This is a genomic window from Bradyrhizobium sp. CIAT3101, assembly GCF_029714945.1.
Taxonomy (GTDB): Bacteria; Pseudomonadota; Alphaproteobacteria; order Rhizobiales; family Xanthobacteraceae; genus Bradyrhizobium.
Map to the genome: position 1 here is coordinate 4,898,902 of NZ_CP121634.1, position 12,244 is coordinate 4,911,145.

The following is a 12,244-nucleotide window of genomic DNA, read 5'->3' on the forward strand; positions in this document are numbered from 1 at the left end:
ACGCTCCTCGGCTTCCGCTCGCGGCGCGCGAACGGTAAGAGGCTGAGCGTGAAGAAGGGGCTTGTGGATTATGCGGGGCGCCCGGCCTAGCAGCCGAGCTGGTCGGCGACGCCGCCGAAATCCCTGGCCACGATGTCCCATTGGCCGGTGGCTTCAAAATCGATCTTCTGCAACGGGCCGTACTCGGTCGGACGCGCCACGAAGGCGGTCTTCAAGCCGTAGCTCTGGGCCGCCTTGAGATCGTAATTGTGGGCAGCGACCATCATGACCTCTTCCGGCTTGAGGCAGAGCAGCTTGGCCGCGCCGAGATAGGTCTCGGGATCGGGCTTGTAGTGCTCGAACAGCTCGGCCGACATCACGAGGTCCCACGGCAGCTTCGCAAACTTCGCCATGTTGGTGAGCAGCGCGACATTGCCGTTGGACAGCGGCGAGATCACGAACCTGGTCTTGAGCCGCGTCAGGCCGGCGACGCTGTCCGGCCAGGGGTGCAGGCGATGCCAGCCCTTGGTGAGATAATCCAGATCGGCCTCGGTGAGGCCCTTGATCGCGAACTGCTCGACCAGCTTCTCCAGCGAGCGGCGGTGCAGATCGTCGAGCATGACATAGCCGCGCTCGGGATGCTTGCGCACGTCGTCCATCGAGGCCGAGTACACGGCGCGCCAGCCGTCGACCAGAGCGGTCCAGTCGGTGCTGATGCCGCGGCCCTTCCCCCACCACATGAAGTCCGTGATCAGGCTGGTGCGCCAGTCGACGACGGTGCCGAACACGTCGAAGACGAGAGCTTTGACGGCGGAGAGATCGGACATGGGCGCTTCCCTGTATGTTGCTTGTTCTTGGTCATTCCGGGATGCGCCGCGCGGCGCAGGCCCGGAATGAGGGTCGCGTGTCGTCAGCCTAGTCGAGGTGGAACTTGGCGAGCTCGCGGTGCTCGGCCTTGATGTAGCGCACGGTGCCGGTGACGGAGCGCATCACCACCGTCTCGGTCTCGATCACGCCGTCCTTGCGGAATTTCACGCCCGACAGCAGAGAACCGGTCGTGACGCCGGTCGCGGCGAACAGGCAGTCGCCGCGCGCCATGTCCTCGATGCCGTAGATCATCTTGGGATCGTTGACGCCCATCTTGGCGGCGCGCTCGATCTTCTCGCCGGAATCGAGGATCAGGCGGCACTGCATCTGGCCGCCGATGCAACGCAGCGCCACCGCCGCGAGCACGCCTTCCGGCGCGCCGCCGGTGCCGAGATACATGTCGACGCCGGTGTTGTCGGGATCGGCGCAGTGGATCACGCCGGCGACGTCGCCGTCGGTGATGAGGCGCACGGCAGCACCAGTCGAGCGCACGCTCTCGATGATGCTGGCATGACGCGGACGATCGAGCACGAGGACGGTGATGCCGTCAGGCTGGACGCCCTTGGCCTTGGCGAGACGGCGGACGTTCTCGGCCGGCGTCGCATCGAGTTCGACGACGCCCTTGGCGTAGCCGGGGCCGACCGCGAGCTTCTGCATGTAGACGTCGGGGGCGTGCAGCAGCGTGCCGCCGTCGGCCATCGCCATGGTGGCGATCGAGCCCGGCATGTTCTTGGCGCACAGCGTGGTGCCTTCGAGCGGGTCGACCGCGATATCGACTTCCGGACCAGCGTTCACGCCAACCTTCTCGCCGATGAAGAGCATCGGCGCCTCGTCGCGCTCGCCCTCGCCGATCACGATGGTGCCCTGGATCGGCAGCTTGTTGAGCTCGCGGCGCATCGCATCGACGGCGGCCTGGTCGGCGGCCTTCTCCTGCCCGTGCCCGCGCAGCCGCGCCGACGACACCGCGGCCCGCTCCGTGACGCGCACGATCTCCAGCGTGAGAATGCGCTCGAGCAATGCTTGCGGCGGCACTGAAATATGGGTCGACATCGGCTAACTCCTTCGAAACGTTTGGGACGGAAATCTCCGTCCGCATCAACTCGTAACACCCACAGTTCGTTCGAACCGTGTCAGTTCTTCTCGATTCTAATGACCTGCGGCCGTCCGCTGATCACCTTGTCCTTCTGCACGGCCGCGAGCGCGCGGCGCACCGCGTCCTCGTGCGTGGCATAGGTGATCAGGATGACGGGCACGGGGACCGCCTTGCCGTCGGCCGGAGCAGCGCCGCCATTGGGATGACGCTGCACGATCGACTCGATCGATATCTTCTGCTCCGCGAGCCGGGTCGCAATCGCAGCCGCGGTGCCCGGGAAATCGCGCGCCAGGAGGCGGATGTAATAGCCGCCCTCGTGCCGCTCCATCGGCGCCTTCTTGGTGTCGCGCAGCTGCGCGATCGGCCGGCCGAACGGATTGGCGCGGATGCCGCGTGCGACGTCGGCGATATCCGCGACCACGGCGGACGCGGTCGCAGCACCGCCCGCACCGGGGCCAACCAGCGTAATCGGCGGAATGCCCTCGCCATCGACGGTGACCGCATTGGTGACACCCATCACCTGCGCGATCGAAGAGGTTTTTGGAACCATGGTCGGATGCACGCGCTGCTCGATGCCCTTGGCGGTGCGAACGGCAACACCGAGCAGCTTGAGCCGGTAACCGAGATCGTCAGCGGCGCGCAGATCTTCCGGCGCGATGGAGGAGATACCTTCGACATACACCGCGCTTTGAGCAACTTTCGTGCCGAAAGCGAGGCTGGCGAGAATGGCAAGCTTTTGCGCGGTATCGTGGCCGTCGACGTCGAAGGACGGGTTCGCCTCGGCATAGCCGAGCCGCTGCGCATCCTTGAGGCACTCGGCAAACGACAGGCCCTCCTGCTCCATCCGGGTCAGGATGTAATTGCAGGTGCCGTTGAGGATGCCATAGACGCGGTTGATGCCGGTTCCCGCAAGACCTTCACGTAACGTCTTGATGACAGGAATCGCGGCGCCGACCGCTGCCTCGAAATTCAGCGCACCGCCATGCTTTTCGGCGGCTTTTGCCAGTTTGATCCCGTGCTTGGCCAGGAGTGCCTTGTTCGCGGTGACGACGGATTTGCCGGCCGTCAGCGCGGCTTCGACCGCGGACAGCGCGGGATCGCCGGCGCCGCCCATCAGCTCGACGAAACAGTCGATGCCGGGATGCGTGGCGAGCGCCAACGGATCCTTGGCCCATTCGACGCCGCGCAGATCGATGCTGCGCTTCTTGGCCTTCGAGCGCGCGGTGACGGCGACGACGCGGATGCCGCGACCGCTGCGGCCCGCGAGCACGCGCGCCTGCGTTTCAATCAAACGGACAACTTCGGCGCCCACGGTGCCGAGCCCCGCTATGCCCACTTTCAGGGGTGCAACCATGATGCCTAGGAAAACCTGTCGAAGAGAACTTGAAGAGAATTAGCGCCGATTGGCGAGCGGAACGACGTTGTGCAACGTTTCGATGCCGCTTTCAAGGAAGCGGCGCACGCCGCGCGCCGCCTGCCTGATCCGTTGCTCGTTTTCCACCATGGCGATGCGGACATATCCTTCGCCATGCTCGCCGAAGCCGACGCCGGGCGAGACCGCGACGCCGGATTTCTCCACCATCAGGGTCGCGAACTGCATGCTGCCGACGCTGCGGAAGGCTTCGGGCAGCGGCACCCAGGCGAACATCGAGGCCTCCGGCGGCGGAATCTCCCAGCCGGCGCGGCCGAACGATTCCACCAGCGCATCGCGGCGCTTGCGATAGGTGTCGCGCATCTCCTTGATGCAGTCGTCAGGGCCGTTCAGCGCCGCGGTCGCAGCGACCTGCACCGGCGTGAATGCGCCATAGTCGAGGTAGGATTTGACGCGGGCGAGTGCCGCGATCACGCGGTCATTGCCGACCGCAAAGCCCATGCGCCAGCCGGCCATCGAATAGGTCTTCGACATCGAGGTGAACTCGACGGTGACGTCGATCGCGCCGGGCACCTGGAGCACCGAGGGCGGCGGGTTGCTCTCGTCGAAATAGACCTCGGCATAAGCGAGGTCGGACAGGATCAGGATCTCATGCTTCTTCGCGAAGGCGACGAGGTCCTTGTAGAAATCGAGGCTCGCGACATAGGCGGTCGGGTTCGAGGGATAGCAGACCACGAGCGCGAGCGGCTTCGGGATCGAATGCACGATCGCCCGCTCCACCGCCTCGAAGAATTGCGGCGTCGGCTCCGACGGCACCGAGCGGATCACGCCGCCCGCCATCAAAAAGCCGAAGGCGTGAATCGGGTAGCTCGGGTTCGGGCAGAGGATGACGTCGCCCGGCGCGGTGATCGCCTGGGCCACATTGGCAAACCCCTCCTTCGATCCCAGCGTCGCCACGACCTGGGTGTCGGGGTTGAGCTTCACGCCGAAGCGGCGCTCGTAATAAGCGGCCTGGGCCCGGCGCAGGCCGGGGATGCCGCGGGAGGCCGAGTAGCGGTCGGTGCGCGGCTTGCCGAGCGTCTCCTTGAGCTTCTCCAGCACATGCGGCGGCGCCGGCAGATCCGGGTTGCCCATGCCGAGATCGATGATATCGGCACCGGCATTCCGCGCGGCCGCCTTGGCCCGATTGACCTGCTCGAACACGTAAGGCGGAAGGCGGCGGATGCGGTAAAAATCGTCCATGGCTCTCTGGGCTCCGGGCAACCGGTCAGGATAGAATCGATGGGCGATGACCACCCTTCGAGGAGATCTCGCCATGCACACAAAAATTGCTCAAAATCAAATACTTGGAGCAATTTTCGGCGACAAGGACTGAACTCCTTCGCCCTGACTCTCGGCTGAATTGAAGTCTTTTTAGCACGGAGTGGCGGGGGCGCCAGCGATTACCTTGCGCGCCCTGCGATGGCCGTCCCGCGCCGAATCGGCGGAGCTTACTTGGCGTCCTTGGCGGCGACGGCCTGGCGGTCGCGGGCGGCCGCAAGCTCGGCCTCGATCTTGGCGCGCTGCTCTGGCGGGATGATCGCCTGATCACGATCCGGCGGCAGATCGTGCACCGGCAGATAGGCCCCGGGCTCCTTGGGATGAGCCGGCGTGTCGGCGGCCGACATGTCCGCGAGCTGACTCGAACAGCCGCCCAGCGCGAGCGCCGCCATCAGCAGCACGCAGCCGGCAAGCCGCGACTTTTGCAGGTCCCACAACGCAAACACCTGGGAATTCCCCTACTCGTCCCATGCGAGGCTGTGGGAGCTTATCCCAACAACCTGCCCAAGCTCAAACCATTGCTGCCCACAAATGGTACGAGCGAGAAATCATCCAAGGCCCACACCAGGAGAGGTGCACTGCGATTGTGACAAAAGCAAGAAGCCTTGTCGCAGTGCAGCACATCTTCCGCGCGTGTTTAACGCAAAACCAGCGAGCTTCGCGGTGACGAATAGGGAATGAATCGTTACTGTCGCCTTCATGAGTAGCGCCACGACCGACACGCCCAAATCCGGGACCAACTCCGAAACGAAGTTCGATGCGGAAGCCTTCGCGATGAATGTCGCGCGGGCCATGGAGAGCGGCGGCAAGGCGCTCGCCGCGTATCTGAAGCCGCGCGAAACCGGCGAGGTGCAGGACCGTCCGCCGGCCGAGCTCACCGAGGTCGTGAAGACCTTCACGTCGGTCGCCGAATACTGGCTGTCGGACCAGTCGCGGTCGTCCGACCTCCAGACCAAGCTCGCCAAGGACTATCTCGATCTCTGGGGCTCGGCCGCACGGCGGATGGCCGGCCAGGAGGCCGAGCCCGCGATCGCGCCCTCGCCGCGCGACAAGCGCTTTGCCGATCCGGAATGGAAGTCGAACCAGTTCTTCGATTTCATGATGCAGCTCTATCTGCTCACGACCAAATGGGCACAAGAGCTGGTGCACGATGCCGAGGGGCTCGATCCGCAGACGCGGCGCAAGGCCGAGTTCTACATGCAGCAGGTCACCAACGCGATCTCGCCGTCGAACTTCGTGCTGACCAATCCGGAAGTGCTGCGCGAGACGGTCGCCAGCAGCGGCGAGAACCTCGCGCGCGGCCTGACGATGCTGGCGGAGGACATCGCCGCCGGCAAGGGCATGCTGAAGATCCGCCAGTCCAATCCGGACAACCTCGTCGTCGGCGTCAACATGGCGACGACGCCGGGCAAGGTGATCTACCAGAACGAGATGATGCAGCTGATCCAGTATTCTCCGACCACGGAGAAAGTGCTGCGCACGCCGCTGCTGATCGTGCCGCCCTGGATCAACAAGTTCTACATCCTCGATCTCAAGCCGGAGAAATCCTACATCAAGTGGTGCGTCGACCAGGGCATCACCGTGTTCGTGATCTCGTGGGTCAATCCCGACAAGAAGCTCGGCGCCAAGAGCTGGGAAGACTACATGAAGGAAGGCCCGCTCACGGCGATGGACGTGATCGAGCGCATCACCGGCGAGATGAAGGTGCACACCGCCGGCTATTGCGTCGGCGGCACCATGCTCGCGACCACGCTGGCATGGCTCGCCGAGAAGCGGCGCCAGCGCGTGACCTCGGCGACGTTCTTTGCCGCCCAGGTCGACTTCACCCATGCCGGCGATCTCCTGGTGTTCGTCGACGAGGGCCAGATCACGGCGCTCGAGCAGGACATGAAGGCGTCCGGCGTGCTCGAAGGCTCCAAGATGGCGATGGCCTTCAACATGCTGCGCTCCAACGACCTGATCTGGTCCTACGTGGTCAGCAACTATCTCAAGGGCCAGCAGCCGAGCGCGTTCGACCTGCTGCACTGGAATTCCGACGCCACGCGGATGACCCAGGCGAACCATTCCTATTACTTGCGCAACTGCTATCTGGAGAACCGGCTGTCGACCGGCACGATGGTGCTCGACAACACCCTGCTCGATCTCTCCAAGGTCATGGTGCCCGTCTACAACCTCGCCACGCGCGAGGATCACATCGCGCCGGCGGAATCGGTGCTGTACGGCTCGCAATTCTTCGGCGGTCCCGTGAAATACGTGCTGTCCGGCTCCGGCCATATCGCCGGCGTCGTCAATCCGCCGGTCTCGAACAAGTATCAGTACTGGACCAACGACAACATCAAGGACGTCAACGTCGCCCAGTGGATGAAGGGCGCGGTGGAGCACAAGGGCTCCTGGTGGCCGGATTGGCGCGAATGGCTCGGCGGGCTCGATCCGGAGGAAGTGCCAGCGCGCAGCGTCGGTACCGAGGCGCAGCCGCCGATCGAGGACGCTCCGGGCAGCTATGTCAGGGTTCGCGCATAGCGCAATGCCGCGCGCTTTCGTATAAGCTCACGACATCGATTTGGAGGGGACCGGGTTATGACGCGCGAATTGTTCTGGCTGACGTGCACGGTGATCCTGACCGGGATCCTCTGGATTCCCTACACCATCAACCGCTGCCAGATTCGGGGCCTCGGCGGCGCGATGGCCAATCCCTCGCGCGGCGACAAGCCGCAGTCGGAGTGGGCGAACCGCCTGATGTTCGCGCATGACAATGCAGTCGAGAACCTCGTGCTGTTCGCCCCGCTGGTGCTGATCCTGAACGCGATCGACTATTCCTCGAAATGGACGGTGCTCGCCTGCGTGGTCTATTTCTGGTCGCGCGTCGCGCATCTGATCGTCTATGCCCTCGGCGTCCCCGTGTTCCGCACGCTGGCCTTCACCGTCGGCTTCCTCGCGCAGGCCGTGCTGGCGCTGGCGATCTTCAAGATCTTCTGACTGCGCACCCCGCATGCGGGGCGATGCCTGGCGAAGGCTTCAGGCCTGCCGCACCCTGACGGCTGTCCGCCATCAACCGCAGCTGTTGCCGAAAGATGACAGTGCGGCAAAAACCGACTGGCGCGACAGATTGCCCGTACAGGTTGTCACCCATCCACAGCAAAATTCACGCATCGCAATTGATTGATTCGGAACAGACATGAACCGGAAAATGATTTTCGCACTCGGCGCGGTTTCGCTCGCCGCCATCGCGACGCAAGCCAACGCTGCCGACCTCGCTGCCCGCCCCTACACCAAGGCGCCGCCGATGATCGCCACCGTCTATGACTGGAGCGGCTTCTACATCGGCGCCAACGGCGGCTATGGCTCCTCGCACAATTGCTGGAACGGAACCGCCGGCTTCCCGGTCGGCATCGCCGAAGGCTGTCATGATGCGACGGGCGCCGTCGCCGGCGGCCAGATCGGCTATCGCTGGCAGAGCAGTGCCTTCGTGTTTGGCCTCGAAGCGCAGGGTGACTGGGCCGATCTCTCGGGCCGGAATACCAGCGCCGTGCTCGGCGTCGCGAACCGCACCCATATCGACGCCTTCGGGCTGTTCACCGGCCAGGTCGGCTACGCCTGGAACAATGCGCTGCTCTATGTAAAGGGCGGCGCCGCGGTCACCAGCAATCAGTACCGCGGCATCGGCACAGGCGGTCTTGCCGGGGCCGAGTTCGATGGTGCCAACGAGACCCGCTGGGGCGGCACGGTCGGCGTCGGCTTCGAGTACGGTTTTGCCCCGAACTGGTCGGTCGGCCTCGAATACGATCACCTGTTCATGGGCCGCCACGACGTCACGCTCACGGCCAACGGCGCGCTCGCGCCGGTCGGCTCGTTCTCGCGCACCGATAGCATTCGTCAGGATGTCGACCTGATCACGGCCCGCATCAACTACAAGTTCGGCGGCCCGGTCATCGCCAAGTACTGAGGTCTGGAGTCCCGCACGCAGCGCATCACTCAAGAAGTCCTGCTCTGCGTGCGGCGAACAACGCCCTACTCCTCCGGCAGCCCCAGCATCAGCCGCATGTTCTGCACGGCTGCGCCCGAGGCGCCCTTGCCGAGATTGTCCAGCCGCGCGACCAGCACCGCCTGGTGATACTTGTCGCTGGCGAAGACGTAGAGCTCGAGCATGTTGGTCTCGTTGAGCGCTTCCGGTTCGAGCCGGCCGCCCTTGCTCGCTTCATTCTGGAGCGGCATCGCCGAGACGTATTTCGAACCCGCGTAGCGCTTGGCGAGCGCGGCCTGCAGGTCGGCGCCGCTGGGCTTGCCCGGCAGCGTGTCGAGCTGGAGCGGGACCGAGACCAGCATGCCCTGCCGATAATTGCCGACCGAGGGAATGAAGATCGGCCGCCGCGTCAGGTTCGAATAGAGCTGCAGCTCCGGCAGATGCTTGTGCTCGAAGCCAAGGCCATAGAGCTCGAAGGACGGTGCGCTGCCGTCTTCAAAGCTCGCGATCATCGACTTGCCGCCGCCGGAATAGCCGCTCACCGCGTTGACGCTGATGGGATAGTCAGGTGGCAACAGGCCGGCATCGACGATCGGCCGCAGCAGCGCGATGCCGCCGGTCGGATAGCAGCCGGGATTGGAAACTTTCTTCGCGGCCTTGATCCTGCTGGCCTGGTCCGGGGCGAGCTCCGGAAAGCCGTAGGCCCAGTCCGGCGCAACCCGGTAGGCGGTCGAGGCGTCGAGCACCTTCGGGCCCGAGGCGCCCATGCTGTCGATCAGCGCGACCGTTTCCCTGGCGGCATCATCGGGCAGGCAGAGGATGACGAGATCCACCTCCTCCATCAGCGCCTTCTTGGCCGCGGGATCCTTGCGCTTGTCGTCGGCGATGGTCTTCACCACGACGTCGTTCTGCAGCTTGAGCCGCTCATTGATGCCGAGCCCGGTCGTGCCGGAGCCGCCGTCGACGAAGACGGTGGCAGGCTTTGTCGTTGCAGCGCTGCTCGAGGCCTGTTTGGCGTCGACTTCAGAAAGACTCATGGCACGCTCCTTTCGAGCTTGTTCGTATCACCGTCGGCGCCTCGCCTTATGGAAACAGCGCGATCTGCTCCAGCCCCGCGGTCTCAGGAAATCCGAACATCAGGTTCATGTTCTGGATCGCCTGACCGGCCGAACCCTTCACCAGATTGTCGAGCGTCGAAAGCACGATCGCCCGATCCTTGATGCGGTCGGCAACGACGCCGATCTGGACATAGTTGGAGCCGCGCACGTTCTGCGTCTGTGGCAGCACGCCCTTTGGGGCGACATGCACGAACGGCTCGTTCGCGTACGCATTCTGCAGTGCCGCCCGCAAATCGTCGGGCGTTGCACCGTTGAGCTTGACGTAGGAGGTACAGAATTCGCCCCGCGCCATCGGAATCAGATGCGGCGTGAAATTCACCGTCACCGCAGAGCCCGCAGCGAGGCTGATCTCCTGCTCGATTTCAGGCGCATGCCGGTGAGTGCCGACCGAATAGGGCGACAGCCCCTCGCCCGCTTCGCTGAACAGCGTGTTCTGCTTCAGCCCGCGACCGGCTCCGGTGAGGCCCGATTTCGCGTCAATGATGATGTCATCAACGTCGATCAGCCTGGCCTTCGCCAGCGGAACCAACGCCAGCAACGCCGCGGTCGGATAACAGCCGGGACAGGCGACCAGCCGCGCCGAAGCGATCTTCTCCCGGTAGAATTCGGTCAACCCATAGACCGCTTCACCTTGCAGTTCGAGCGCGCGGTGCTCATGGCCGTACCACTGCGCGTAGGTGTCCTTGTTGCGCAGGCGAAAATCCGCGGACATATCGAGGATCTTGATCTTCGGATTGGCCTTGAGCACGGCCGCGATGATCTCTTGCGTGGTGCCGTGCGGCAGCCCGCAGAGCACTGCGTCGAGCTTGGTCCAGTCGACCTTCTCCCACTCCACGAGCCTTGGCAGGTCGAGCATGAAGAAGTGCGGAAACACTTCACTCATGGCCTTGCCGGCATGGGTGTTGGCGGTGAGCGCGGTGATCTCGGCATTCGGGTGCCGCGCCAGCAGGCGCACCGCGTCGGCTCCGGTGTAGCCGGACGCGCCGAGAATGCCGATCTTCTTCTTCGTGCTCATCACACGCCCCCTTCAGGCGCAAGCGCTTGTTGTGCTTGTATCGCATCTGTTGCGAAGGCCAACGGTCTCGCTTCGCGCATCAGGCTTGCGATCGCGCGCGAGTCCGCATCCGCCTGCGAGCCCAGCGCATCGGCGATCGCCATATAGTCGGCATCGGACTTGTGCTGGTTGAGCTTGAAGCTGCCTTCGACCTCTTCGACCGTCATCACCAGACCCACGATCCCCTTCTTCATCGTCTCGAGCCGGCCCGCCGTCATCTTGGCCGACGTCCACGGCTTCTTTGGCAGCAGCCAGTTCTCGAAGATGTCGCTGAGCGTGTCGATCTGCAGCGCCAACTCATCGTCCGACAACAGCCTGACAGCTCCGCTCAAATGCACCGACTGGTAGAGCCAGGTCGGCACCTGATCCGGCGAGACGTACCAGTCGGGCGATACGTAGGCATCGGGGCCGTTGACCGCGAGCAGCCAGGACGTCGCCCCATCCGCAAGCTTTACCAGCGGATTGTGACGGGCGACATGAAAGGCGGCCTGCGGCGTGCCGTCGGCGGAATAGGTCAGATAGAACGGCAGCGGCGACGCGATCGGCTTATGGCCATCGAAGGCGCAGATGGTGCCGAAACCGCGCTCGCCTGCGAATTTCAGGCTCGCGGCGCGGTCCGGCTTGAAAAAGGGTGGCGTGTACATCGTGGTCTCCTGCTGGGCCTCCTTGCGGGCCGCCGGATCAGATCGCGCTGACAGGAGAGAGAATGCCGCGGATCGGATCCAGCGGCAAAGACGATGATCTCAAACGCGATCGACCGCCCAAACCGCTAAAGAGCGGCGGCGGCGACGGGCGAACAGGATGGTCGCGGCGTTGATCATGGCGCGCGGCTATAGGGCGAGATGCGGTTTCCGTCAAGGTTCGCGGCGTCAGATCACCCGCCAGAGCCATTCCATGATCTTCGCGATCACGTCGCCGAACAGCAGGAGTGCCGCCGACCAGACCAGCGCCGAGACGAAATTGGCGGCCTGGAAGCTCCAGTACGGCATTTCGAAAATGCCGGCGGCAAGCGGCACGGAGGCGCGCAAGGGGCCGAAGAAGCGGCCGATGAAGATGCTGGGCACGCCCCAGGTGCGTACGAAGGCCTCGCCCTTGGGCAGAAGTTCCGGATAGCGCGAGAGCGGCCACATCTGTGCGACCCGCTCCTTGTAACGAAAACCGAACCAGTAGGAGACCCAGTCGCCCAGCGCGGCACCAATGCCTCCGGCGATCCAGACCGGATAAAAGCTGATGCCGCTCACCCCGATCAGGGCGCCGATGGCGACCAGCGCGCCCCAGGCCGGGATCAGCAGCGAGATGAAGGCCAGCGATTCCCCGAACGCCAGCAGGAACACGATCGGAGCAGCCCAAGCCTGGTGATGGCGCACGAAATCGGCCAGTGCGTGCGCGTACTGCTCCATTCCAGAATAGCCTTCCCGCCCCGCCTCGAGGTCCTGTCAGATGGAAAAGACTGGTAAGCCAAGGGGTTGTGTGACATCAA

12 protein-coding genes are annotated in these 12,244 nt (G+C 64.2%); 3 read left to right on the forward strand and 9 right to left on the reverse strand.

What is annotated here, in order from left to right; translation table 11 throughout:
* Positions 1-86 precede the first annotated feature (86 nt).
* From QA645_RS23225 to QA645_RS23245, 5 genes are all read right to left on the reverse strand, one after another.
* Complete coding sequence (locus QA645_RS23225; protein WP_254131256.1) at positions 87-806, reverse strand: haloacid dehalogenase type II; 720 nt, start codon at positions 804-806, stop codon at positions 87-89.
* Positions 807-894: 88 nt separating this feature from the next.
* On the reverse strand, positions 895-1,896 hold the full coding sequence (glpX, locus tag QA645_RS23230) for a class II fructose-bisphosphatase (protein WP_283044067.1): 1,002 nt from the start codon (positions 1,894-1,896) through the stop codon (positions 895-897).
* 80 nt (positions 1,897-1,976) lie between these two features.
* Positions 1,977-3,293, reverse strand: a complete 1,317-nt coding sequence (locus QA645_RS23235; RefSeq protein ID WP_283044068.1) for a homoserine dehydrogenase — start codon at positions 3,291-3,293, stop codon at positions 1,977-1,979.
* Positions 3,294-3,332: 39 nt separating this feature from the next.
* A complete protein-coding gene (locus QA645_RS23240; RefSeq protein WP_254131253.1) occupies positions 3,333-4,553 on the reverse strand; it encodes an LL-diaminopimelate aminotransferase in 1,221 nt (406 codons plus the stop codon).
* A 248-nt stretch (positions 4,554-4,801) separates the two neighbouring features.
* Entirely contained in the window at positions 4,802-5,077 is a 276-nt protein-coding gene (locus QA645_RS23245) for a hypothetical protein (protein WP_254131252.1), read from the reverse strand.
* 253 nt (positions 5,078-5,330) lie between these two features.
* Between QA645_RS23245 and phaC the strand changes: the two genes are divergently transcribed.
* The 3 genes from phaC (at position 5,331) to QA645_RS23260 (ending at position 8,574) form a co-directional block, all read left to right on the forward strand.
* Positions 5,331-7,151 carry a class I poly(R)-hydroxyalkanoic acid synthase gene (gene phaC, locus QA645_RS23250; protein ID WP_283044069.1) on the forward strand — a complete coding sequence of 607 codons (1,821 nt, stop codon included), beginning with the start codon at positions 5,331-5,333 and terminating at the stop codon, positions 7,149-7,151.
* A 57-nt stretch (positions 7,152-7,208) separates the two neighbouring features.
* Positions 7,209-7,607, forward strand: a complete 399-nt coding sequence (locus QA645_RS23255; protein WP_254131250.1) for an MAPEG family protein — start codon at positions 7,209-7,211, stop codon at positions 7,605-7,607.
* Between the two features lie 199 nt (positions 7,608-7,806).
* Entirely contained in the window at positions 7,807-8,574 is a 768-nt protein-coding gene (locus QA645_RS23260; RefSeq protein WP_283044070.1) for an outer membrane beta-barrel protein, read from the forward strand.
* 65 nt (positions 8,575-8,639) lie between these two features.
* On the opposite strand, the gene argC (QA645_RS23265) is transcribed toward QA645_RS23260, so the two are convergent.
* The 4 genes from argC (QA645_RS23265) to QA645_RS23280 form a co-directional block, all read right to left on the reverse strand.
* Entirely contained in the window at positions 8,640-9,629 is a 990-nt protein-coding gene (argC, locus tag QA645_RS23265) for an N-acetyl-gamma-glutamyl-phosphate reductase (RefSeq protein WP_283044071.1), read from the reverse strand.
* A gap of 46 nt (positions 9,630-9,675) precedes the next feature.
* Entirely contained in the window at positions 9,676-10,725 is a 1,050-nt protein-coding gene (argC, locus tag QA645_RS23270) for an N-acetyl-gamma-glutamyl-phosphate reductase (protein ID WP_283044072.1), read from the reverse strand.
* Complete coding sequence (locus tag QA645_RS23275) at positions 10,725-11,408, reverse strand: FMN-binding negative transcriptional regulator (protein WP_283044073.1); 684 nt, start codon at positions 11,406-11,408, stop codon at positions 10,725-10,727. Before QA645_RS23275 ends, argC (QA645_RS23270) begins: the two co-directional genes overlap by 1 nt.
* Before the next feature lie 225 nt (positions 11,409-11,633).
* Complete coding sequence (locus QA645_RS23280) at positions 11,634-12,164, reverse strand: DedA family protein (RefSeq protein WP_254193559.1); 531 nt, start codon at positions 12,162-12,164, stop codon at positions 11,634-11,636.
* Between the last annotated feature and the right edge of the window lie 80 nt (positions 12,165-12,244).